This is a genomic window from Pseudomonas sp. Lb2C2 (assembly GCF_052112205.1).
GTDB classification, from domain to species: Bacteria; Pseudomonadota; Gammaproteobacteria; order Pseudomonadales; family Pseudomonadaceae; genus Aquipseudomonas; species Aquipseudomonas kilonensis.
Window position 1 is genome coordinate 686,947 of the sequence record NZ_JAUTYW010000005.1, and the last position, 22,644, is coordinate 709,590.

At 61.1% G+C, this 22,644-nt stretch carries 18 protein-coding genes, 1 tRNA gene, 1 rRNA gene and 1 pseudogene; 10 read left to right on the forward strand and 11 right to left on the reverse strand.

The window, feature by feature from the left end; all coding sequences use genetic code 11:
• Positions 1 to 130: 130 nt before the first annotated feature.
• The gene (locus Q7F16_RS18585) at positions 131 to 1,348 is read right to left on the reverse strand and encodes an MFS transporter (RefSeq protein WP_409556166.1); all 1,218 of its coding nucleotides are present in this window, start codon (positions 1,346 to 1,348) and stop codon (positions 131 to 133) included.
• A 332-nt stretch (positions 1,349 to 1,680) separates the two neighbouring features.
• Here Q7F16_RS18585 and Q7F16_RS18590 point away from each other — a divergent pair, with 332 nt between their 5' ends.
• From Q7F16_RS18590 to ggt, 3 genes are all read left to right on the forward strand, one after another.
• Entirely contained in the window at positions 1,681 to 3,738 is a 2,058-nt protein-coding gene (locus Q7F16_RS18590) for a methyl-accepting chemotaxis protein (protein WP_079301795.1), read from the forward strand.
• A 103-nt stretch (positions 3,739 to 3,841) separates the two neighbouring features.
• Positions 3,842 to 3,918, forward strand: a tRNA-Met gene (locus tag Q7F16_RS18595).
• A 161-nt stretch (positions 3,919 to 4,079) separates the two neighbouring features.
• The gene (ggt, locus tag Q7F16_RS18600) at positions 4,080 to 5,933 is read left to right on the forward strand and encodes a gamma-glutamyltransferase (protein ID WP_409556167.1); all 1,854 of its coding nucleotides are present in this window, start codon (positions 4,080 to 4,082) and stop codon (positions 5,931 to 5,933) included.
• Positions 5,934 to 6,105: 172 nt separating this feature from the next.
• On the opposite strand, the gene Q7F16_RS18605 is transcribed toward ggt, so the two are convergent.
• Both Q7F16_RS18605 and Q7F16_RS18610 read right to left on the reverse strand, forming a co-directional pair.
• Complete coding sequence (locus Q7F16_RS18605) at positions 6,106 to 6,537, reverse strand: methyl-accepting chemotaxis protein (RefSeq protein WP_370873836.1); 432 nt, start codon at positions 6,535 to 6,537, stop codon at positions 6,106 to 6,108.
• A 108-nt stretch (positions 6,538 to 6,645) separates the two neighbouring features.
• A pseudogene (locus tag Q7F16_RS18610) lies at positions 6,646 to 7,422 on the reverse strand (PAS domain-containing protein); the annotation flags it as partial.
• A 217-nt stretch (positions 7,423 to 7,639) separates the two neighbouring features.
• Here Q7F16_RS18610 and Q7F16_RS18615 point away from each other — a divergent pair.
• From Q7F16_RS18615 to Q7F16_RS18625, 3 genes are all read left to right on the forward strand, one after another.
• Positions 7,640 to 9,058: a short-chain fatty acid transporter gene (locus Q7F16_RS18615; protein WP_024618910.1), complete on the forward strand. Its 1,419-nt coding sequence runs from the start codon at positions 7,640 to 7,642 to the stop codon at positions 9,056 to 9,058.
• A 113-nt stretch (positions 9,059 to 9,171) separates the two neighbouring features.
• Positions 9,172 to 10,341, forward strand: coding sequence for a hypothetical protein (locus tag Q7F16_RS18620; protein ID WP_186652073.1), 1,170 nt, complete (start codon positions 9,172 to 9,174; stop codon positions 10,339 to 10,341).
• A 179-nt stretch (positions 10,342 to 10,520) separates the two neighbouring features.
• A complete protein-coding gene (locus Q7F16_RS18625) occupies positions 10,521 to 11,048 on the forward strand; it encodes a lysine methyltransferase (RefSeq protein ID WP_046063524.1) in 528 nt (175 codons plus the stop codon).
• A 10-nt stretch (positions 11,049 to 11,058) separates the two neighbouring features.
• Here Q7F16_RS18625 and can read toward each other — a convergent pair whose 3' ends face one another.
• Positions 11,059 to 11,703: a carbonate dehydratase gene (gene can / locus Q7F16_RS18630; protein WP_003205581.1), complete on the reverse strand. Its 645-nt coding sequence runs from the start codon at positions 11,701 to 11,703 to the stop codon at positions 11,059 to 11,061.
• Between the two features lie 5 nt (positions 11,704 to 11,708).
• Positions 11,709 to 11,837 (reverse strand): hypothetical protein, encoded by a 129-nt coding sequence (locus tag Q7F16_RS18635; RefSeq protein WP_256365268.1) that lies wholly within the window; start codon positions 11,835 to 11,837, stop codon positions 11,709 to 11,711.
• Here Q7F16_RS18635 and Q7F16_RS18640 point away from each other — a divergent pair.
• Entirely contained in the window at positions 11,836 to 12,240 is a 405-nt protein-coding gene (locus tag Q7F16_RS18640) for a hypothetical protein (protein ID WP_046063523.1), read from the forward strand. The genes Q7F16_RS18635 and Q7F16_RS18640 overlap by 2 nt on opposite strands.
• Positions 12,241 to 12,428: 188 nt before the next feature.
• On the opposite strand, the gene rimI is transcribed toward Q7F16_RS18640, so the two are convergent.
• Both rimI and Q7F16_RS18650 read right to left on the reverse strand, forming a co-directional pair.
• The gene (gene rimI / locus Q7F16_RS18645) at positions 12,429 to 12,881 is read right to left on the reverse strand and encodes a ribosomal protein S18-alanine N-acetyltransferase (protein WP_003205585.1); all 453 of its coding nucleotides are present in this window, start codon (positions 12,879 to 12,881) and stop codon (positions 12,429 to 12,431) included.
• The gene (locus tag Q7F16_RS18650; RefSeq protein ID WP_018604593.1) at positions 12,874 to 13,653 is read right to left on the reverse strand and encodes a hypothetical protein; all 780 of its coding nucleotides are present in this window, start codon (positions 13,651 to 13,653) and stop codon (positions 12,874 to 12,876) included. Before Q7F16_RS18650 ends, rimI begins: the two co-directional genes overlap by 8 nt.
• Before the next feature lie 181 nt (positions 13,654 to 13,834).
• Between Q7F16_RS18650 and mksB the strand changes: the two genes are divergently transcribed.
• The 3 genes from mksB to mksF are packed head-to-tail and all read left to right on the forward strand — an operon-like array spanning position 13,835 to position 18,643.
• Positions 13,835 to 15,115: an Mks condensin complex protein MksB gene (gene mksB, locus Q7F16_RS18655; RefSeq protein WP_041476417.1), complete on the forward strand. Its 1,281-nt coding sequence runs from the start codon at positions 13,835 to 13,837 to the stop codon at positions 15,113 to 15,115.
• The gene (mksE, locus tag Q7F16_RS18660) at positions 15,105 to 15,806 is read left to right on the forward strand and encodes an Mks condensin complex protein MksE (RefSeq protein ID WP_003205590.1); all 702 of its coding nucleotides are present in this window, start codon (positions 15,105 to 15,107) and stop codon (positions 15,804 to 15,806) included. The genes mksB and mksE overlap by 11 nt, the downstream gene beginning before the upstream one ends.
• Positions 15,803 to 18,643, forward strand: a complete 2,841-nt coding sequence (gene mksF / locus Q7F16_RS18665) for an Mks condensin complex protein MksF (RefSeq protein WP_409556168.1) — start codon at positions 15,803 to 15,805, stop codon at positions 18,641 to 18,643. The genes mksE and mksF overlap by 4 nt, the downstream gene beginning before the upstream one ends.
• Before the next feature lie 208 nt (positions 18,644 to 18,851).
• Here the strand turns inward: mksF and Q7F16_RS18670 are convergent, their stop codons facing one another.
• The 4 genes from Q7F16_RS18670 to rrf all read right to left on the reverse strand — a co-directional run.
• Complete coding sequence (locus Q7F16_RS18670) at positions 18,852 to 21,155, reverse strand: PqiB family protein (protein ID WP_046063616.1); 2,304 nt, start codon at positions 21,153 to 21,155, stop codon at positions 18,852 to 18,854.
• On the reverse strand, positions 21,148 to 21,771 hold the full coding sequence (locus tag Q7F16_RS18675) for a paraquat-inducible protein A (protein ID WP_014340220.1): 624 nt from the start codon (positions 21,769 to 21,771) through the stop codon (positions 21,148 to 21,150). Before Q7F16_RS18675 ends, Q7F16_RS18670 begins: the two co-directional genes overlap by 8 nt.
• Positions 21,758 to 22,417, reverse strand: coding sequence for a paraquat-inducible protein A (locus tag Q7F16_RS18680; protein WP_014340221.1), 660 nt, complete (start codon positions 22,415 to 22,417; stop codon positions 21,758 to 21,760). Before Q7F16_RS18680 ends, Q7F16_RS18675 begins: the two co-directional genes overlap by 14 nt.
• A gap of 148 nt (positions 22,418 to 22,565) precedes the next feature.
• Positions 22,566 to 22,644: ribosomal RNA gene (gene rrf / locus Q7F16_RS18685) — 5S ribosomal RNA — on the reverse strand; the annotation flags it as partial.

Genomic DNA, 22,644 nt, shown 5'->3' on the forward strand with positions numbered 1-22,644 from the left:
ACGCCTTCGCGAGCAAGCTCGCTCCCACAGGTTTTTGTGTCGTGTGCAGATGGCCGAGAACACCCACCACCCCATGTGGGAGCGGGCTTGCTCGCGAAGGCGTCGGCTCAGCTACATGGATCTTCTCGCCTCAAGCCTTTCGAGTCCTCGGCAAGAAAATCGCCAACACCCCGAACAATGGCAGGAACGAGCACAACCAGTACACATACTCGATGCCACGGATGTCCGCCAGGTGCCCCAATAGCGCGGCGCCAATCCCGCCGAAACCGAACATCAGCCCGAAGAACACGCCAGCGATCATCCCGACATTGCCCGGTACCAGTTCCTGGGCATACACCACGATGGCCGAGAACGCCGAGGCCAGGATGAAGCCGATGACCACGCTGAGGATGCTGGTCCACAACAGGTCGACATGAGGCAGGATCAGGGTGAACGGTGCCACGCCGAGGATCGAGAACCAGATCACCGCCTTGCGCCCGATCCTGTCACCAATCGGTCCGCCAAAGAAGGTCCCCGCCGCCACTGCCCCGAGAAACAGGAACAGGTGCAATTGCGAAGAGGCCACCGACAGGTCGAACTTCTCGATCAGGTAGAAGGTGAAGTAGCTGGTGAAACTGGCCATGTAGAAATACTTGGAAAACACCAGCAGCCCCAGCACCACCAGCGCACTCAAGACTCGGCCCTTGGATAGACCATGCGTAGCCGCCTGACCTTGCTTGAGCTTGAACAAGTTCAGGTGGTTGGCGTACCAACGGCTGATGCGGTACAGCACGAACAGCGCAAACAGGGCGAACAACCCGAACCAGGCGACATGGCCTTGCCCATAGGGAATGATGATCGCCGCCGCCAGCAGCGGGCCGAAGGCTGAGCCGGCGTTACCGCCCACCTGGAACGTCGATTGCGCCAGCCCGTAGCGACCGCCCGAGGCCAATCGCGCCACCCGCGACGCTTCCGGGTGAAAGGTCGACGAGCCGATGCCGATCAATGCCGCCGCCAACAGGATCAAGGCAAAACTGCCGACCATGGACATCATCACAATGCCGATCAACGTGCACACCGTCCCGGCCGGCAGCAGCCAGGGCTTGGGGTGCCGGTCCGTGTGATAACCGACCCAAGGCTGCAACAATGAGGCGGTCAACTGGAACGTCAAGGTGATCAGGCCAACCTGAGTGAACGTCAGGCCATAGCTGTCCTTGAGCATTGGATAAATCGAGGGCAGCACGGCCTGGATCAAGTCGTTGATCAGATGCGCCAGCGCCACGGCGCCGATAATCCGCATGACCAACGGACTGCTTTGCGCAGTGGCGGCAACGGCTGGGATCTCGGCCTGGGTATTGCTGATAGCCATGGGAGTTTCCATACGACAGAGGGTGCACACGGGCAGGTGCGTCAATGTGCCATTTTTCGGTGCAGCAAGGCTATCCCCTTAGCTAGCTATCGAAGTCGAAAAATTGTCGAAATCCAAGGTGATAGCTCAACGCCATGGTCTGAATCTTGCCTTGTTAATGGCCTACAACGCGGCTCCTTACAAAGGGGACCGAGAATGGGAAGTTTCGCTACAGAGCTGGCCTACCGAGCCGATTTGGACAAACTTTCGAGGCCTTTTAAAAGGGCACCTGTTTCGGCACTTGTGTAGAAAACGCACAAAAATAGTGCAAGGGTGTTCAGGGGAGTATGGGCATGCAGGCTTTTTTATCACCAGGCATCAGGTTGTTGGGGCATTTCGGCTTCGCCCGCAAATTCCAATTGCTGTTCCTGCTTTTTATCCTGCCGCTCATGGGCAGCCTGTGGCTCATCGGCCAGGACTATCGCGACAAACTCAGCCTGATTTCCGGGGAACGCGCCGGGGTGCGCCAATTGCTGGCCCTGGATAACCTGGACAACCTGCTCACCGCCCAGCGCAACCGCGCAGCCCGCTGGCGCGCTACCGAGACCAATCGGCAGCCGACACCGGCGACTCTGGCCGCCATGGCGGCGTACGATGCCGTGCAACCGGCCCTCAACCAAGCCGCCAGCGACCTGGCCAACACGCTGCAAACCGAAGGGGCCGAAGCCGATACCCTCGCCCGCTATCAAACCCTGCAAACCAGCCTCAACGGTCTGGATTCGAAAAGCCTGGGCAGCGTGGGCTGGTGGCCAGATGGTTACGACCGCTTCACCGCCGCCCTCAGCGCCCTGCAAGCCTTGCGCGAGCAGATGGTCATGGACAACCGCCTGACCCTCGCTTCCTGGCTGGAGACGTATCTGCTGACCCAGATCTCCACCCAACAGACGCCAGACCTGATCGAACGGGTCGGCCGCCTTGCAAGCGTCGGCCAGGCCTCCGTGGTATCAGGCCAGTTCACCTTGCAGAGTCGCCTGCAACTGCGAGACCTGCGCAGCCGTATCGGCGACGCCCGGGACCAACTGGTCAAGACCGGAGCACTGCTGGAAACCCGCCTGCCCAGCGAATTGCAAACCTGGGCCGGACAATTCCAAGGCAGCCTCAAGCACTTGGATGCCGGCCTGAAAGTGCTGGATGACGGCGTGTTCGGCGGTTCCATCAATCTCAAGCCCGAAGACTTCGAGAAACACATGGATGCCCTTCTCGTCGATCTGGCGACCCTACGGCAACAGTCACTGGTGGCACTGGATACGCGGCTGGACCACTACCACGGTTCGGCGATTCGCCAGTTCACCCTGGTCGCGACGGTACTGGGCTGCCTGCTGCTGGCGGCGCTGTATCTTTTTGTTTGTCTGCAAGCGTCGATCCGGCGCAGCGCCAGCGGCATCACCCTGCTGGCCGAAGCCCTGCGCGACGGCAATCTCAGCCTGCAAGTGCCAGTGCAAGGGCGCGATGAACTGGCGGCCATCAGCACCGCCCTCAACGTCGCCGTCGTGCAATTGCGCAACAGCCTGCTGGGGGTGGACCACGAGACATTGCAGTTGAGCAACGCTGTACGCACCCTCAATACCCACTCCAGCGGCGCCCTGGGCGAAGTCGAAGCCCAGCAGATGCAGATCAGCCAGATCGCCGCCGCCGCGACACAACTGGCCGCCACCTCCCAGGGCGTGGCAAAGAGTTGTGAACAGGCCTCCGATAGCGCCCAGCAGACCCGGCGTATCGCCACCGACAGCAGCCGTGACAGCCAACGCACCACGGCGAGCATCCAGCAACTGAACCAGCGCCTCAACGAAACCGCCGCCGCACTGGGACGGGTCAGCGAACAGGGACAACAGATCCAACTGGTGGTCGATACCATTCGCGGCGTGGCCGAGCAGACCAATCTTTTGGCCCTCAATGCCGCCATCGAAGCCGCTCGCGCCGGGGAACAGGGCCGTGGTTTCGCGGTAGTGGCCGACGAGGTGCGCAGCCTGTCGCAACGTACCCAATCCTCCACGCAGCAGATTGCCGCCACCGTCGACAGCCTGCGCGCCACGGTCAACGAAGCCGTCAGCCTGATGGAAGCTGCCTGCGGCCAGGCCCAGACCGATGCCCAAGCAGTCACCGGCCTTGGCGAACGGCTGGGGGAAATTGCCAGCGCGGTGCAAAGCGTCACCGACACCCTGGCGCAAATCGCCACCGCCGTGGATGAGCAAGCCAGCACCGCCGACGAGGTCAGCGGCAATATCCAGCAGGTCGACCAGGCAGCGATGCGTTTGCTTGAAGGCGCAAGGGCCGTGAACCTGGCGGCGGATACCCTGAGCCAGGGAAGCCAGGCCTTGAGTGCCAACACAGGGAGATTTCAGCTCGGTTGATAGCGATTTGCAGCGAGGATTGTTAAGCGGTTGAAAGCGCAGAGAAATATTTCAGATTTACGCTTGACACATCTTCGTTACCGGCGAATAATGCGCGCCACTTGGCTACATAGCTCAGTTGGTTAGAGCATAGCATTCATAATGCTGGGGTCCGGGGTTCAAGTCCCTGTGTAGCCACCAAGTACTAAAAACGGCCTATCGAAAGATAGGCCGTTTTTTTATGCCCGGAGAAAAGTGCCTGTCCTCTCAGGATTTGGTTGCCCCCTGTGGCGAGAGGGCTTGCTGATTTGCGCCACACGCCTCGCATCGCTACAGTCGATCTCCATACCCCAGGCCCACGGATGGAGCGACACGTGCTTATAGACCTGAAACCTAACCTTCATCGCCTGTCAGCCGTTTCGTTGCTGGCTGTCGCGCTAACGCTTAGCGCCTGTAAGGCCCCGCCCTCCTCCACTGTCACACCGGCACTACCTTCCCCGCCGGAAATCACGTCCGGCTACCGCTCCGATGTACAGACCCGTTACGCCGACAAGCACATGGCGGCCGCGGCCAACCCGTTGGCGGCCGAGGCCGGGCGGGAGATGTTGCGACGTGGCGGCTCGGCCATCGACGCGGCAATTGCGATGCAAGCGGTGCTGACGCTGGTGGAACCGCAATCTTCAGGCATCGGCGGCGGCGCGTTCATTGTGCTGTGGGATGGCAAGGCCGTGCGCACCTATGACGGTCGCGAAACAGCACCGGCCGGCGCCACCGAAAGACTTTTCCTGCAAGCCGACGGCAAACCCATGCCGTTTACCGCCGCCCAGATCGGCGGCCGTTCCGTTGGCACCCCGGGGGTGTTGCGCGGACTGGAACTGGCCCATCGCAAACATGGCCGTCTCGAATGGGCGAGGCTGTTCGAGCCGGCCATCGCGCTGGCGGAGCAGGGCTTCGCGATCTCCCCCAGGCTGCACGCCTTGATCGCGTCCGACCCGTCGTTGCCGGGCTCGCCCGACATGGCGGCGTACTTTCTCAATGCCGATGGCAGCCCGAAGGCCGTCGGCACCGTGCTGAAAAACCCGGCATTGGCAGGCGTGCTCAAGCGCATCGCCAACGAAGGCCCCGATGTTTTGTACAAAGGGCCGGTTGCCGAGGAGATCGTCGCCAAGGTGCAGGGTCACGCCAACCCCGGCAGTCTTTCGCTGAACGACCTCCAAGGCTACACCGCACGGGAGCGGCCCGCGTTATGCACCGACTACAAGCGCTGGCAAATCTGCGGCATGCCACCACCGTCTTCGGGCGGGGTTGCCGTGGCGCAGATCCTCGGGACGTTGCAGGCCCTGGAACAGCGCGACAGCAACGCGGCCCTCGCCCCCTTGAAACCCCTCAAGACCGCTAAACCCGCCGGCATTGAACCCTCCCCCGAAGCGGTGCACCTGATCGCCGAAGCCGAGCGCCTGGCCTACGCCGACCGCGCCCAATACATTGCCGACCCGAATTTTGTAGCCGTGCCGCTCAAAGGGCTGGTCGATCAAGGTTACCTTGCCAGCCGAGCCAGCCTGATCGGCCCTCGTAGCATGGGCGTCGCCAAGCCCGGGACACCGCCGGGCATTCAGGTGGCCTATGCGCCGGACCGTTCGCCGCTGCGCATTTCCACCTCGCAAGTGGTGGCGGTGGATGACCAGGGTGGTGCGGTGTCCATGACCACCACGGTGGAGTCGGCGTTCGGCTCGCACTTGATGGTCCAGGGTTTCATGCTCAACAACCAGATGACCGATTTCTCGTTCATCCCTGAAGAAAACGGGCAAAAAGTCGCCAACCGCGTCGAACCCGGCAAACGCCCGCGCTCCTCCATGGCGCCGACGCTGATCTTCGATCATCAGGGTAGGCTGCTGGCCGCTGTCGGCTCCCCCGGCGGCTCGCAAATCATCGAATACGTCGCCAAGTCAGTGATCGGATTGCTCGACTGGAACCTGGACCCACAAACCGCCATCAATCTCCCCAACTTCGGCAGCCGCAACGGCCCCACCGAACTGGAAAAAGGGCAGTTCAGTCCGATGCTGATCCAGGCGTTGAAAGACAAAGGCCATGCGGTGAGCGAGATCGACATGAACAGCGGCACCCAGGCGATCGTCCGGATGCGTGATGCGCAAGGGAAAACTTCATTGGCCGGCGGCGCGGACCCGCGGCGCGAAGGCGCCGCGCTGGGGGATTGAGCGCTCGTAGATCAGGTTGAGTCAGCGTGCCAGGATGTTGAATGAGTGGCCGCCATCGCGAGCAAGCTCGCTCCCACAGGGGGATGGCGGCGAACACAATATCAAGGCTATTCAGGGAGAACTGTGGGAGCGAGCCTGCTCGCGATGGCGGCGGCTCGCTCAGCAGTTTTCCTCAGGTCGATAGCTGGTTGGCAAACTGACTCACCGCATCGACCACTTTCTTCGCCCCGTCCTGGATCTCGACAATCACCGTCCCCGCCTCGGCGGCCAGGGCCAGGCCGTGTTCGGCCTGGTGCTGGCCGTCGGTCATCAGTGCCACGGCGTTGCGGGCCATGTCCTGGTTCTGGCGGACCACGCCAACGATTTCATCGGTCGCCTGGCTGGTGCGCGATGCCAGTTGTCGCACTTCATCGGCCACCACCGCAAAGCCACGGCCTTGCTCACCGGCACGGGCCGCTTCGATCGCGGCGTTGAGCGCCAGCAGGTTGGTTTGTTCGGCGATGCCGCTGATGGTCTTGACGATGGTACCGATCACCAGGGATTGCTCATTCAGCGCCTCGATGCCTTCGCCAGCGGTTTGCATGTGCCGGGCCAGGTCGCGCATCACGTCCACGGCCTGGGTCACCACCGTCGTGCCGCGCTGGGCACTGCTATCGGTCTGCAACGAGGTGCTATAGGCGATGCTGGCCGCCTCGGCGACGGCTTTTTCCTGGTTGACCTGGTCGGTGATGTTGGTGGCGAACTTGACCACTTTATACAGCCGCTCGTTGGCATCGAGCACCGGGTTGTAGGAAGCTTCCAACCAGACCTCACGACCACTGCTATCGAGACGCTTGAAGCGGCCAGCCACAAATTCACCACTGTTCAAGCGCTTCCAGAACTGCTCGTAGGCCGCGCTGTTGTATTCCTCAGGTTCACAAAACGTGCGGTGGTGCTTGCCCTTGACCTGCGCAAGGCTGTAACCCATGGCGTTGAGGAAGCGATCATTGGCCGTCAGTACATGACCACCCAAGTCGAATTCGATCACCGCCGTTGAACGCACCAACGCGCCGATGAGGTTTTCATGCTCGCGGGAAGCCTCGATGGTGCGGGTCAGGTCATTGGAATACATCGAAAAATAGCGGATCCGCCCATCGGCACTCCGCACGGGCTGGAGGATCGAACGCAGCCAGGCTTCCTGGCCATTGCCTCGCAGCAGGCGCACGGCACCGGAAAAGTGTTCGCCACGGGTCAGTGCCGACTTGAAACGGACCTGGAACTCATTGGTTTTCAAATACCCGGGAACCAGCTCATCCACAGGCCGGCCAATCAAGTCCTGGCTCTTGTAACGCATCTCGTCGAGGAAGTTCTGATTGACCGATTGAATCCGTCCATCGGCATCCAGGGTGAGGCCAAGCATTTCGCGATCCAGGCTTTCCTTGACTTGCACAAGACTGGACAGTTCTTGGCGAAGAGCCAGTAGCTCCTGCTTCAGGCGGTTGTTGAACATGGGCAGCTCCGACAGCAGAAGAATTAAATGGCTGTTCCCTTGCCATCGGCCCGGCGATTTTTTTCTAAAGAGCGCCCCGAGCCCCTATCGAAAATATTCCAGGGCGCCCGCGAACCCGATGAGCCTCCCATGGTCACTGGATTGTTCTACTGTTGCGCCTGACCTTTGAAGCCTTGCCGCCATCAATACCCATAACCATAAAAACGAGGTAATTGCCGTGACCACTGACATCGAAGACAGCCGTTCCGCCCGCTTCGCCTTGCGCTGTTCCAGTTTCGCCGAGCGCTGGTTCCCCGATTCCTGGGTCTTTGCCGCGCTGGCAGTGCTGGTGGTCGCCGTGGCGACGCAATTCATCGGCGCCACACCCACGGCGGCGGCCATGGCGTTCGGCGACGGCTTCTGGAGCCTGATCCCGTTCACCATGCAAATGGCCTTCGTGGTAATCGGCGGATACGTGGTCGCCAGTTCACCACCGGCCGTCAAATTGATTGACCGCCTGGCACGTATTCCGACCAACGGCCGCTCCGCCGTGGCGTGGGTGGCACTGATTTCCATGGTCGCATCGCTGCTCAACTGGGGCCTGTCGTTGGTGTTTGGCGGTTTGCTGGTGCGCGCCCTCGCCCGACGCACCGACCTGAAGATGGATTACCGCGCCGCCGGCGCCGCCGCGTACTTGGGCCTGGGCGCAGTGTGGGCCCTGGGGTTGTCTTCGTCGGCGGCGCAATTGCAGGCCAACCCGGCCAGCCTGCCGCCCTCGATCCTGTCGATTACTGGCGTCATTCCTTTCACCCAGACGATTTTCCTCTGGCAGTCTGGCGTGATGCTGCTGGCGCTGATCGTGATCTCGTTGATTGTCGCCTACGCCACCGCTCCCGGGCCGAACAGTGCCCGTGACGCCGCCGCTTGTGGTATCGACCCCAGTTTCAGCATGCCGGCGTTGCAGCCCCGTACCCGCCCAGGGGAATGGCTGGAGCACAGTCCGCTGCTGACCATTGCGCTGGTGCTGCTGGCGGCCGGCTGGCTGTTCCATGAGTTTTCGACCAAGCCTGCGATCAGTGCCATTTCCGGGCTCAACACGTATAACTTCCTGTTCATCATGCTGGGCGCCTTGCTGCACTGGCGACCGCGCAGTTTTCTCGACGCCGTGGCCCGCGCGGTGCCGACCACCACGGGCGTGTTGATCCAGTTTCCGCTTTACGGCTCGATCGCCGCGCTGCTGACCACGGTCAAAGGCAGCGATGCCCAGACCCTGGCCCACCACATCTCGACCTTTTTCGTACAAATCGCCTCCCATGACACCTACGCCCTGTTGATGGGCGTCTATTCGGCGGTACTGGGCTTTTTCATTCCTTCTGGCGGCGGCAAGTGGATCATTGAAGCGCCCTACGTCATGCAGGTGGCCAATGACCTGAACTATCACCTGGGCTGGGCGGTGCAGATCTATAACGCCGCCGAAGCGCTGCCCAACCTTATCAATCCGTTCTACATGCTGCCGCTGCTGGGGGTCTTGGGGCTGAAGGCCAGGGACCTGATCGGCTTTTCCTTCGTGCAGCTGCTGGTGCATACGCCGTTGGTGCTGGCGCTGCTATGGGCGCTGGGGACAACATTGAGTTATTTGCCGCCCGTGATGCCATAAAGCCATAAAAAAGGGCCGATATTTCCATCGGCCCACTTCTTCTTCGGCTCGGTCTGTTTCAGTATGGATGCGCCCTGCTTTTGAGGGTCCCTCACGCTGAAAAGGATCTGAGCATGTTCAAACTCGCCGTACTTCCTCTTGCCGTCCTCACCCTGAGCGCCACCGTCCAAGCCGCCGACACGACCAACATCGACGTACAACTGGGCAGCACCGAGCGCGTCACCCGCCTCTTTGCCTACCCCAACAACTGCAACGTCATTTGTTTTCGCGACTGGACCCTGGAACAAACCGTCGAGCATTACCTGACCCAAAGCGTGCAGCGTGACGGCTACACCACGGCCAAGGTCGAGGTCAAAATCGACAACGACAAGGTCTATGCCAGCATCAATGGGGTACCGAAGAGCTACGGCCAACCGCTCAAGGCCCTGCTCGACGCCGGTGACCTGGCGTACAACGGCGCCTCCAAACTCAACAGCGACAAGAAATGGTCCTACAACTGGTACCTGTTCCTGCCGCTGGGCATGGCCCTGGAAAACCGCAAGAGTGTCGAGTTGCTGCACTTCCCGCCGGATTACTCCCTGACCCAGGCCCAGGACTATCTGGAGTCGGCGACCACCGATCGTTGGGCCACGCTGCTGACCGTCAACGGCATTGCGGTTGAACAGACACCGGCCTACCAGACCATCATCGACATCGCGCCCATCGCAGCGCCGTCCAATGCTGGCAGCACATTGGAGGGACTCTATAGCTACTTCAACGATTACCAAACCACCATGGTCACACAGGTCACCCAAACCGCCAGCGGCGCCGCGTTGCCGATGGTGGCCTTCGGAGCGCCCGTTCGGAACTGGATCAAGACCCAGTACGGCCAGACCGTGAATGTGCTCAGCCTGGCGACCATCACAACCGGCAGCGGGGTCAAGGTTCCGGTCCTGGGCTCCAACCATCCGAGCTACATCTGGTACGCCGCCGACAAGGACAGCTACGACGGTGACGAAGCCAAGGCGGATGCCGCCGGCCTGAAAGTCATGGGCCAGGACCTGAGTGCTTCATGCTGGCAGGCCGGCATGGGCAGCAAGCCGGGCACCGACCCGAGCACTCTGCTGAACCAGTGCACCCAGACCTGGCAAGTCACGCAAAAGGAAAAGACCTGCGAGTTGTTCTACACCTCCATTCGCAACTTGACGCCGGCTGATGCAGCGAAAAAATGCGAAACGCCGGCGATCAAGTCGCAACTTCCGCAACTGAAGGTGCCCATGCCGCTGCCTGCCGAGGCGGTCTAAACCTTGAGGCGCTTTCCCGCGTAGGCTGGCGCTGACGCGGGAAAGCGCCTTTGACACCTGTCAGAGTCGACAGTAGATGCCGCTCCCGACTTGGGCGAAGCTATCAAGGTTTTTTCAACGACCGCCGGCAGGATCGCCAGCGCCAGCAAGTCGAGTGTTTAGCACCGACAAGGACTGTCATGACCACGTTCATTACAGATCGCGCCTGTTCTCAGCATCGGGACTGCATCTACCCGGAAAAACAACTCAGCACCCGCCTGGGCTACCCCTCGGTGCACGACTTCGAAGTGCATCACACGACCGACGGCCGCGGCAACGGCATCATCGCCCGTAAACCATTCGCTCCCATGACGAGGATGTGCAGGGTTTCGGGGCTGCTGGTCAGCCGACGGCGCCTGCACACGCTGCAGATCCTGCCGGACGTGCACATGTATGACCCGCGCTTCGCCGGATTGCTGCTGCATTCCTGCAACCCGAATGTCTTCCTCGACATGAGCGAACTGTGGCTGTGGTCACTGGCCTGTATCGATGAAGGTGACTGCCTGACGATGGACTACGCCAGTACCGAACAGAAACTGTATCGACAGTTCGCCTGCCGGTGCGGTTCATACAACTGTCATGGCTGGATTACCGGCTATGACGAACCGCCCAATGAGCAGGGAATGAAGTTTCTACGGCACTGGCGCCGTCAATGTCACCGCGACTGACGAACCGGGCTCAAGGCGCGTCGACCGGACGCAGCCGATACTGCGGCGGCAATTGCTCGAAACCGCTGATCGTGGTGTCCAGGCTCTTCCAGCGTCCGTCCTTGATGCCGTAGATGCAGCCATGGATCGACAGTTTCTGCCCGCGGTGCCAGGCGTTCTGCACGATGCTGGTATGGCCGACGTTGGCCACCTGCTGGATCACGTTCAGCTCGCACAGGCGGTCGACACGCTCCTCCTCGGTCGGCAATTGGCCCAACGCCTCGCGATGCTCGTAGTACAGGTCGCGAATCGAGCGCAGCCAGCCGTCGATCAGGCCCAGTTGCCGGTCCTGCATCGAGGCACGCACACCGCCACAGCCGTAATGGCCGGTGACCAGGATGTGTTTGACCTTGAGCACGTCCACCGCGTACTGGATCACCGACAGGCAGTTGAGGTCCGTGTGCAGCACTACGTTGGCCACGTTGCGGTGTACGAACAGATCGCCCGGCAGCATGCCGACGATCTCGTTGGCCGGCACCCGCGCATCGGAACAGCCGATCCACAGGTATTCCGGGGTTTGCTGACGAGCCAGCTTGGAGAAGAAGTCAGGATCTTCCTGCTTGATCGCATCGGCCCAACGCGCGTTGTTATCAATCAGATCTTGTAATTCGTTCATGCTGTCTAGCCTCGATTGAGAGTGCGCAACTGTGACAGACGACCGCCGGTCGAGGTCACGTCGGCGATGCATTGGAATTCCTGGATGCGCTGCCGGTCGACACCAGTAAGGCCCACAGTATGAGGAATTGCCATGAATGATTCACGACGCCCCTTCGATGCGACGCAACCGGAACCCATCGACGACAACGAAGATCGCATGGGCTCGATGCATGAGTTGGAATTCGACGACGAGCAGCCCAGCGCGAAAATCGGCGACGAATTGCCGCAAGGCGAACGCGAACAGCTGATGCCTCGTGAACGCGTCCGTGAAGCGGGCATGACCGGCGCCTCGACGGATGATCACCAGCCGACCGATGACGACATGAGCCCGGAAACCCTCATTCGCGAAGACGGCGCCCGAGATGCCCGTGAGGCCGGCGGCGACGAGCAGGCTGACTGGGACCTGAGTGTGGTGGATGAAAACGATATTGGCGGAGGCGATGGGCTGGACGAAGCGGAAATGGCGGATATCGATCCGCTGGATGGCAAGCGTTGACCCTACAATCGCCATCGCGAGCAAGCTCGCTCCCACAGTGGTTTTGTGTTTGATCACACACTTGATGCACACCGCCAAGCCCCTGTGGGAGCGAGCTTGCTCGCGATAGCGGTGGATCAGTTTGCATCAATGTCGAATGTTCCGCCGTCTTCGCGAGCAAGCTCGCTCCCACAGGGGGGCGCGGCGCTTCAGTCCACCAAGGTACACGCCATGACCACCGCATCCTCACGCCCGCCCACTGCCGGGTAGTAATCCCGGCGCCGGCCAATTTCATTGAAACCATAGCGCTCATACAGCCGGAACGCCGTGCGGTTGCTGTCGCGCACTTCCAGGAAGCATTCCCGGGCCTCGGCCTTGTAGGCAATCGACATCAAGTGTTCCAACAGGCGCAAGCCCAGACCACGACCCTGGTTTTCCGGTTTGACGGTGATGTTGAGCAGGTGCGCCTCATCCAGGATGATCTGCACCACGCCATGGCCCACTTGCTGCTGGCCTTCGAACATCAGCCATATCTGGTATTTACCCAGCCCGTCGAGAAATATCCCCCGGGTCCAGGGGTGGCTGTAGGCGGCGTATTCGATTTTCAGTACAGCGTCGAGGTCCGCCTCGGTCATCGGGCGGAACGATACAGCGTCACTCATTCGATTCTTTCCAGCGCGCCATCAGCCGGCGCATGGCTTGCCAGACATCAGCCTTGCGCTGTGGCGTTTCCATTAACAGTTCCAACCCGGGCAACGCCCAGGCCGAGCCCAGGCCTTCGACCTGCAGTTCACGATTGAACGCCTCGGCATCCGCCTCGCCGGCAAACTTCACCGCCGGCAGGCCGATCAGCCACAGGCACACGCAGGGCTCGTCTTCGAGGCGCGCCGAAACGAAGCCCTGGACGAAATCCCGCGCCGCTTCGGGCCCCTGGTCCATGGTGCCGCGCGACAACAGCGGCCAGCGCACCGGTTCGCCAATGATCTGCGGGCTATCCGGTAGACCGGCGGCGCGCAGCATGTCCTTGAGCAGCAGATAGGCTGGATCACGGCTTTGAAACGGCTCGCCCGTGGGCAATTCCACCAACAGCAGGCAACGCCCGGCCCGCAGCAGTTGCAGGGCGAAACGCGGCGGCGCGACGTAGGGAGCCTTGGGCGGCGCCTCGACAACCTCTTCCACCGGTTTGGCGTTGGTACGGGTCGAGGCCAGGCTTGGACGCGGCACTTCGATTTTCGGCCGCTCGGCCACGGGCGCCACCGGCTCGGCGACCGTCTTGGCCACAGGCGCGGTCACGACCGGCGCGATGTACTCGGGCTCGGGCGTTTCCAGCAGCTCGGGCCGCGACGGGGCGGCGAACGGCAATTCGGTACGCGGCAGCCAGTTGACCACCTGCATGGCGGTCAGATAGGCGCGGCGACGGGACTCGATAAGCAAGGGTCGGCCACTTGTGGATAACTGAAAGTGGGAGGGATTCTACCGCCCTTCGGCGCGGATCGCTTCCCTGTTGAGCCAATAGTTGATCGATAGCAAACGACAGTCCGTCCAAGGGGTGAATCGCAAGCGGCTCGATGCAGTACAATCGCCGCTTTTAATTGCCAACCCGACGGCCATTGCGATGATCGAACCCAAGCGCGTCTTGCGCGCCCTCGCTGAACACTGGGCATTGCTGGAACCTTTGTGCGAGCACTTCGACCAGGGCACCCTGAGCCTCAACGAATTGCGTTCACAGCTGGCCGCCCAACAGCTGGACAGCACGCCCCAGGACATCACCAGCCTGCTGGATGTGTGGATCCGCCTGGACATTCTCGTACCGGTGGCGAAAAGCCCGAACCGCTTCGAGCTCAACGCCCAGATCCATGACTTCCTCGCCTACCTGCGCCGCGAGCACCGCCTGGGCCTGTGCCTGGAGATCGAAGCCTACCTGCGTCACCTCGAGCGCCTGGCCGGCTACATCCAGGACGCCTTCGACATTCGCGACGGCAACGACCTGGCTCGCCAACTGCGCCTGCTGGACATGCGCGTGCGCGATGTGCTCAAGAAACTCGCCAACGACGAACAGGCCCTGGTGGCCGTGGCCGAGCGGGCCAAGACCAGCGACCGGCAGATCCCGCTGCGCCAGCGTTACGCCGAAGTGCTGGCGACCTGGGACGAATACGTCGAGCCGATGATCCAACTGGTGAATGCCGACGGCGCCTTCGAGCAAGGCGTGCGCAAGGTCGAGAACGTGCTGTTGCGCATGCTCACCGAACAGCAGCGCCTCGGCCATCTGGTGGACGACGACATGCTGCTGCGCACCCACGCGCGCATCCTCGAGATGCAGACCAGCGCCCAGCTGACCCTGCGGCATGCCCGTGAACTGCTCCTGCCGCTGCGCGAAGAGGCTCGCCGCCACAACGCCGTGACCCGTGGCGCCGCCCTGGCCCTGGCCGCCATTCGCCGCAAAGGCATCGATGCCGTGCCGCAGGCCGCCATGCCGATGTTCACCCGGCCGCAAAGCACCTTCCTGGGCAGCGCCAGCCAGGTCGAAGCCTACGTCTATGCGCTGGCCCGTTTCGAACCGAAACCGGCGCGCTTCCCCAAGTCCCACAAGACCCACAAGGGCGGCGAAGCACCGCGCGCGCCACGCACCGTGCGCGAGATGGTCGAGCGTTGCGAAGACGCCCTGCCGATGCCGGACCTGATGACCTGGCTGCTGGAACAGGAACCGGACGGCGCCACCGACGAATTGCTGTACTGGTTCTCGCGGCTGTCGCGGGAAAAACGCTTCAAGCGCGAGCGCCTGGAGCGCCGCGATTATCACACTCACGAGCATCAGGTCAGCCTGCGCTCCTTCGCCCTGCTCTCGGCCGGCGACACCGCCGCCGAGGATTCTGCGAGCATCCCCCATGCATCTTGATCTATCCGAACTGTCCCAGCTGGCGCCGATCTTCCGCGAGCTGTTCAAGGGCTATCACGTCAGCCGCCGCGACCCGGAGCTGTACGCGCAACTGTCGAACTTCCAGGACCAGTACCGCACGCTGTTCAAGGCCCTGGGCTTCGAACTGGTGTGCGACACCCGTGGCTTCTATTACTTCGTGCCGGACCTGGCCGCCGCGGCAGTGAACAAGACCGCCCAGCGCCTGGCCCTGTTCACCTTCATTCTGGTGGAGCACCTGGCCGACCAGGGCCGCGACCCGATTGCCGTGCTCGACGGCGGCAGCCTGGGCCGCGATGAGCTGCCTTCGCTGCTGGAAAAGTACCGCGACCTGTTCATCCAGGCCGAAGTACAGACCCAGGAAGAACTGGAAGAAAAAATCATGCGGCGCATGACTCAACTGGGTTTTGCCAGCGAAGAAAACGGCGTGTATCGCTTCCTGCCGCCGATGCATCGGTTCCTCGACGTGTGCCTGTCGGTCCAGCAGGACCGCGACCTGGCCGCCAGCCTGCACAGCGTGCTGCCGTTGCCGGTGCCCGTGCTGATCGACGAAGACAGCGACGAAAAACTGCTGCAGACCGATGATCCGCTGGACCTCAGCGAATTTGAAGGTGAGAGCGAAGAAGACGCACTGGCCCGCGCCATTGCCGAAGAACAGGAGACCGACGCATGAGCAAGGAACGCTACGGCATCCGCCGCTTTGCCCTTTTGAACACCGCCGGCTACAGCCTCGGTCTGTTCCCGCTGGAAGAACCGCTGTCGGTGTACGGCGCGAACAACCTCGGTAAATCCGCCTCGATCAACGCCTTGCAGTTCCCGATCCTGGCGCGCATGTCGGACATGAGCTTCGGCAAGTACAGCCTGGAGCAATCCCGGCGCTTCTACTTTGCCTCGGACACCAGCTACATCCTGGTGGAAGTCGCCCTGCCCCACGGCCCGCACGTAATTGGCGTGGTCGGTCGCGGCCCTGGCGGCGGTTTCGGTCACCAGTTCTTTGCCTACGCTGGCAAACTGGACCTGGCCCACTATCAGAAAAATGACACCTGCCTGCGTCAGAAAGAGCTGTTCACCAACCTGGAGCGCGAAGGCCTGAAAGCCTACGAACTCAAGCCGGATGAACTGCGACGCCTGCTGGTGGGTGGCCACACCTCGATCCCGCTGGACCTGACGCTGATCCCGCTACGCTCCACCAGCGAACAAAGCCTCAAGACCTTCCGCGCGCTGTTCATCAACCTGCTGCACATGCGCGAAATCACCGCAGCCAAGCTCAAGCAACTGTTCCTCGACGCGTTCGAACACAGCCTGCGCTCCGGTAGCGTGGACTACATCGCCGCGTGCGAAGAAGCCTTCCGCGACGTACGCCGCATGGAGCAGGACTACAACTCCCTGGTGGCGGCCGGCCCGCTGGTGGAAGCCCTGGCCAATGGCGTGAAGCAGCGCGATATCCTGCGCGGCAAATTGCATCGTCTCTCGCCGTTGCTCGATTCGTTGCTCGGCACCTGGTCGGACTACGCCAGTGCGCGCAAGGAAGAGCTGACCATCCAGGCCGAACACTACCGCAACGAGCAGGACTCGCTGCAGAACGACCAGCGCGGCGGCACTCAGGAGCTGATGCGCCTGGAGCGGGAAATCAGTGGCATCCAGCGCTGGATCGGCGAGCTGTCGGTACTCAAGAACCGCTTTGCCCTGGTGGATGACGTCAAGGTCCTGGAGCAGCAACTGCTCGCCGCCAAGGACGCCCACGACGAACTGGCCGGCGCCCTGGCCCAGTCCCGGCAGTTCAGCGCCGAGGACCTGGAAGAGCGCCTGCGCGACCTGGAAAAACGCCTGAAGTCGGTCAAGCAGCAACTCGATCACGCCGACAACAACAGCTACGCCCGTCTGCGGGAAGAGTTCTCGCAGCAGGACGTCGAACGCCTGATGCGCCTGTTCAACAGCGCCCTGTTCAGCCTGCCACTGGGCGAACACGGCATCGCGCTGGACGAGAACGGCGAGTGGGTCAAATCCATGGAGCTGATCCTCGACGGCTTCAAGGGCGAGCGTTTCGAAGTGCCGGGCCTGTCCATCGACCTGTCCCACATCGAGCCACCTGCCCTGCAAGCCCTGGCCGACCGAGCCGCGCTGCGCGACCAGAAAGAGCGCCTGGAAAAAGAACTCAAGCAGCTCAAGACCCAGCAAGCCGTGGCCGCCGACCGCGCCGCGAGCAAAACCCAGACCGAGGCGCTGTACCAGCAGGTTCTGGATGCGCAGAAAGCCCTGGAAGACTTCCGTCGCAGCCAGACCCTGAGTGCAGAGGAAGGCGAGAAGCTCGAGCAACTGGCGCAGATGGAAGCCGCTCAGGACGAACTCAAGCGCTCCAGCGATGCCTTCACCGAGCGCGTCCAGCAGCTGTCCGCCAAGTTGCAGTTGGTGGGCCGGCAGATCGCCGACATGGAAGCCAAGCAACGCACCCTCGACGACGCCCTGCGCCGTCGTCAATTGCTGCCGGCAGACCTGCCGTTCGGCACGCCGTTCATGGACCCTGTCGACGACTCCATGGACAACCTGCTGCCGCTGCTCAATGACTACCAGGACAGCTGGCAAGGGCTGCTGCGGGTCGACGGCCAGATCGAAGCGCTGTATGCCCAGGTGCGCCTCAAGGGCGTGGCCAAGTTCGACAGCGAAGACGACATGGAGCGACGCCTGCAACTGCTGATCAACGCCTATGCCCACCGCACCGACGAAGCGCTGACCCTGGGCAAGGCGCGCCGTGCGGCGGTAACCGACATCGCCCGGACCCTGCGCAACATCCGCAGCGACTACGACAGCCTCGAGCACCAACTGGCGCTGTTCAACCGCGAGATCAACAAGCGCCAGGTGTCCAACCTGCAGAGCTTCCGGATCGTCCTGGCGCCGAACAAGGAAGCGCTCAAGCACATCGACCAGATCATCCACAGTGCCGGCCAGTACGAAGAAGGCGAGACGCTGTCGGTGTTCGACCTCAGCCAGAGCGCCGAGCAGGACAACAAGAACGAAGAAGCCAAGGAATACCTGGCGCGGCTGGTGGCGGCGAACCACAACCAGCTCGGCCTCAAGGATCTGTTCGAGCTGGCGTTCGAGATCACCAAGGTCAACGGTCAGCCCGTGATCCACACCGACATCGACGGCGCGGCGTCCAACGGCACCACCATGACCATCAAGGCGCTGACCAACATGTACTTGTTGCTGCACTTGATGGACCGCGAACAGGCCGGCCGCGTGCGCCTGCCGTACTACCTGGACGAAGCCGCGGACATCGACGAGAAAAACCAGGCCGCCCTGCTGGAAACCAGCCTGCAACTGGGCTTCGTGCCGATCCTGGCCAGTGTGAAACCGCAAGTCTGCGCCAGTGTCGCCATCGACCTGGAAGGCGGCAGCGGTCCGAACGGCATCTACATCGACGAAGCGGACTGGAAATACATCCGTCGTCACGATGCGGTGAAGGCCACGGTGAATGTCCAGGCCGACGAACCGGAGCTGGATCCGGTGTGAGGTGAATAGCCGGGCATGAAAAAGGCCGCAGTCCAAATGGATCGCGGCCTTTTTTTATTGCGCTAGTTCTTGAGTTTTCAGGGCACCTGATGGCCTCATCGCGAGCAAGCTCGCTCCCACAGGGGACGCAGGATCGCTCATCCAAAGCATTCCAAGGTGGGAGCGAGCTTGCTCGCGATGGCGTCAGGGCAGACTAACGCCACTCCAATCACTTACCCAGACTGATCTTCGGCGCCCAGGTCAGCCACTCATCTTCAAACTTATCGAACAGCGGGAAAGTCTGCTCCGGTCGAGCTGGATTGCCCATTCGTTCGCCATCCGGCGTTGCGAACGCAATGCCGCCCTGGATAAGCGTTTCAAGGGACTCGGTTCTCACCGTCGCGCCCTTGAACAGACCGAAGTCCAGACCGAAGCCACTGCTATTCCAGAAGCGTGTGCCGCTGCGCACCAGTGGCGCATATTTGGGCTCGATCAAGATATGGATCAGCACTCGGTCTGCGGTCTGGCCCAATTCATAACCAGTAACCTTGCCCACCGTAATCTCGCGATAGGTCACCGGCACACCGGTCTTCAACGAACCACGGCGGGCCGCGCTCAGCACCAGGCTCAATCCCGCTTCGGGCACCGCACTTTCCGGTGGGTTGGCCAGGGCCACGAAGCTTTTCTGCGGCCCGAGGTTTTTCGCCGAAGGCTGCACCTCAATGTATTGGCCGGTTACCAGGGTTTCCAGGTTGGAGGTCTTCATCAACCCCAACTCCGGCTTGACCACCCAGAACCGGGACCCGACCCGGGCGATGCGCTCGGGCACTTCGGTGATACGCGCCGTGAGCAGCACCGATTGCATATCGGCGCTGAGATCGACATCCTCGATCTTGCCCACATCCAGCCCTTTGAAACGGATCGGCGTACCGCTGCGCAAACCATCGGCGCGGTCGACCTTGATCGTCACCACGGTGCCGCGCTGTTGTGCCGCTTCATGATCGGCAAACAGGCGGAAACGCGGGATGCGTCTTTTCAGCGGCACATTGGGTTCCGGAGTTTCGAAGGCAATCCCGCCGGCCATCAGGCTTTGCAGGGACTCGCTCTTGACCTGGATCCCGCCCGTCAAACCTCCCGTAAGGGTGATGCCACTGGCGTTCCAGAAACGTGTAGAGCCGTTGACCAGCCCTTCGTATTCTTTCTCGATGTGCACACCAATGATCAGTTGCTTCTTCTTGCGGGAAAACTGGTAGCTCTGCACCGACCCGACCTTGACCTGCTTGTAGAGGATCGGACTGCCGACTTCCAGGGAACCGAGGTTTTCGGTCAGCAGGACCAAGTGCAAGCCCGGTGAACGCAAGTCCAGCGGCGGCGCCTTTGCCCTGGCTTCGTACTCGCGCTGCGGCGCGCCGCCCTTGTCACCCGGTCGCACGGCAATGTAGTTGCCCTTGACCAACGCTTCCAGACCGGTGATCCCCGCCAGGGAAATCGACGGCTTGACGACCCAGAACTGCGTGCCGGTTACCAGGTAATCTTCGGCCAAGGGATCCAGGGTCAATTCAGCCGTGGCGCTGGACAGGTCCGGATCGACCTTGAGGGTCTTCAGGCTGCCGACCTGGATGCCTTTGTACATGACCGGTGTACGACCGGCCTGCAAGCCCTCGAAATCACTGAGCTTGACCTTCACCCGAATGCCCGCCGCAGCGGCGTCAAAGTCTTCGTAAAGACGGAACGGCAGGCTTGGGTCCGTCGGCGGGCTGTCCTTGCGGCTTTCCGGCGTGGCAAAGGCAATCCCTCCGGCCACGATGCTGGCCAGGGACTCGCTGCGCACTTTGACGCCCGAGAGGTTGGCATCGATGCTGATGCCACTGGCGTTCCAGAAACGCGTGTGTTTACGCACCAGGCTGGCATAGGTCGGTTCGATGAAGATTTTGATCTCGACCTTGCTCTGATCCTCGGACAACAGGTAGCTCTTCACCTGACCGACCTGGATCTGTTTGTAGAACACCGGGCTGCCGCGGTTCAGCGAACCCAATCGATCAGCCTTGAGGGTCAGGTGCAAACCCGGTTTGGCGTCCGACAGTGGAGGCTCTTCGACCAGTGCCTTGAATTTACGGGTCGATTCGCCTTCACCCGGGCTGATAGCTACGTAGTTACCCGATACCAGGGTTTCCAGGCCGGTGATACCGGCCAGGCTCACGCTCGGCTTGACCAGCCAGAAACGTGTTCCGGTCTTGAGGTATTGCTCGACGTCCTTGTTCATCTCGACCGTCGCGACCACTCCCTTGGAGCTGCCTTCGTCATCGAGTGTAAGGGCCGTCACTTTGCCGACCGGCATCCCTTTGTAGACGACTTCGGTTTTGTTGACCTGGATGCCTTCACCACTCTCAAAGCGCACATTGATCTCGATTCCGGTCTCGTTATAAGCCCGCCAGCCGAGCCAGCCGCCGATGATCAAGGCAATCAGCGGCAGGACCCAGATGGCCGACCAGTTCGAAGCCGGTCGGGTTTTAGCGGTAGGCAAATCAGTCATGGTCGTCATCCGACTCCGTGTTATCCCAAATCAGTCGGGGATCGAAGGTTACTGCGGCAATCATTGTCAAAATCACTACGCTGGCGAAAGCAATCGCGCCAAGACCGGCTTCGACACTGGCGAGCCGCCCAAAATTCACCACCGCCACCAGAATGGCGATCACGAAAATATCGAGCATCGACCAACGACCAATGAACTCGATGAAACGGTACATAAGGATGCGTTGCCGCGCCGACATGGGCTGGTGCCGCTGCACGGAAAACAGTAACAAGGCGATACCCACCAGCTTGAAAGTGGGCACCAGGATACTGGCGATGAACACCACGGCGGCAATAGGAATCATGCCGTGTTGTACCAACTCGATGACGCCGGACATGATAGTACTCGGAGCGCCTTGGCCCAGCGAGTTGATGGTCATGATCGGCAACATGTTGGCCGGAATATAAAGAACCGCGGCGGTGATCAACAATGCCCAGGTCCGCATCAAGCTGTTCGGGCGCCGAGGGTGAACCAGCGCGCCGCAGCGAGTACAGGTTTGGTTGTCGGCTTCAGCATCCTGCCGATTCAACTCATGGCATTCCGCACAGATCAGAATGCCTGCATCAATCGCCCGCATGGGCATCTTCTCCTGATAACGCCTGCCAGATCTGATGCGGTGACATCACCACCTCCAACCAGACCTGGACCAGCAACAAACTGATGAAGCACACCAGGCCAAGGCCTATGGTCATGGCCGCCATATCTGCCAACTTGACGATGGCCACCAGCACGCCCATGAGGTAGACCTCAAGCATCCCCCAGTCTCGTAAATGGTGATAAATGCGGTAGAGCAACAAACCGTAGCTACGGCCAACGTCCAAGCGAATGGTCAGCAGCACAGCCAACTGGCAAAGCAACTTGAGTAGCGGAATACCCATGCTGCACAGGAACACCACCGCCGATACACCTTGCATACCGGTATCGAACAGACCGACCACGCCACTCCAAACGGTGTCCTGGGAGGACTGCCCGAGCAGATTGAGTTGCATGATGGGTAAGAAGTTGGCCGGCACATATAACAGCAGGGCGGCGATAACCAAGGCAAGACTGCGTTCGACTACATTGTGCCGGTGAGCATAGAGCTCATAGCCACAGCGGGGGCACTCGGCTTTTTCACCATGGGCCAGCTGAGGCTTGCGCATCAACAGGTCGCACTCATGACACGCCACCAGACCGCTCAGGGGCAGATCTGACAACCTATCAATGTCTGACGGATCGGGCATAAACAGCTCTGGCTCAGCTAAAGTGGGGCTATTCTAGTGCTCCAGCTCGGAAATAACTGTGCAAATTTATCACGAGCTTTCGCAGACTTTCCTAGGGACAAAAACAAAACCCCTACCTGCATCAGCAGATAGGGGTTTCGGAATTTAATCTTGACGATGACCTACTCTCACATGGGGAAACCCCACACTACCATCGGCGATGCATCGTTTCACTGCTGAGTTCGGGA

Coding starts and splice junctions, on each gene's coding strand:
- Q7F16_RS18585 (WP_409556166.1), bottom strand. CDS start 1,348: ATGGCTATCAGCAATACCCAGGCCGAGATCCCAGCCGTTGCCGCCACT.
- Q7F16_RS18590 (WP_079301795.1), top strand. CDS start 1,681: ATGCAGGCTTTTTTATCACCAGGCATCAGGTTGTTGGGGCATTTCGGC.
- ggt (WP_409556167.1), top strand. CDS start 4,080: ATGGAGCGACACGTGCTTATAGACCTGAAACCTAACCTTCATCGCCTG.
- Q7F16_RS18605 (WP_370873836.1), bottom strand. CDS start 6,537: ATGCGCGACCTGGCCCGGCACATGCAAACCGCTGGCGAAGGCATCGAG.
- Q7F16_RS18620 (WP_186652073.1), top strand. CDS start 9,172: ATGTTCAAACTCGCCGTACTTCCTCTTGCCGTCCTCACCCTGAGCGCC.
- Q7F16_RS18625 (WP_046063524.1), top strand. CDS start 10,521: ATGACCACGTTCATTACAGATCGCGCCTGTTCTCAGCATCGGGACTGC.
- can (WP_003205581.1), bottom strand. CDS start 11,703: ATGAACGAATTACAAGATCTGATTGATAACAACGCGCGTTGGGCCGAT.
- Q7F16_RS18640 (WP_046063523.1), top strand. CDS start 11,836: ATGAATGATTCACGACGCCCCTTCGATGCGACGCAACCGGAACCCATC.
- Q7F16_RS18635 (WP_256365268.1), bottom strand. CDS start 11,837: ATGGCAATTCCTCATACTGTGGGCCTTACTGGTGTCGACCGGCAGCGC.
- rimI (WP_003205585.1), bottom strand. CDS start 12,881: ATGAGTGACGCTGTATCGTTCCGCCCGATGACCGAGGCGGACCTCGAC.
- mksB (WP_041476417.1), top strand. CDS start 13,835: ATGATCGAACCCAAGCGCGTCTTGCGCGCCCTCGCTGAACACTGGGCA.
- mksE (WP_003205590.1), top strand. CDS start 15,105: ATGCATCTTGATCTATCCGAACTGTCCCAGCTGGCGCCGATCTTCCGC.
- mksF (WP_409556168.1), top strand. CDS start 15,803: ATGAGCAAGGAACGCTACGGCATCCGCCGCTTTGCCCTTTTGAACACC.
- Q7F16_RS18670 (WP_046063616.1), bottom strand. CDS start 21,155: ATGACTGATTTGCCTACCGCTAAAACCCGACCGGCTTCGAACTGGTCG.
- Q7F16_RS18675 (WP_014340220.1), bottom strand. CDS start 21,771: ATGCGGGCGATTGATGCAGGCATTCTGATCTGTGCGGAATGCCATGAG.
- Q7F16_RS18680 (WP_014340221.1), bottom strand. CDS start 22,417: ATGCCCGATCCGTCAGACATTGATAGGTTGTCAGATCTGCCCCTGAGC.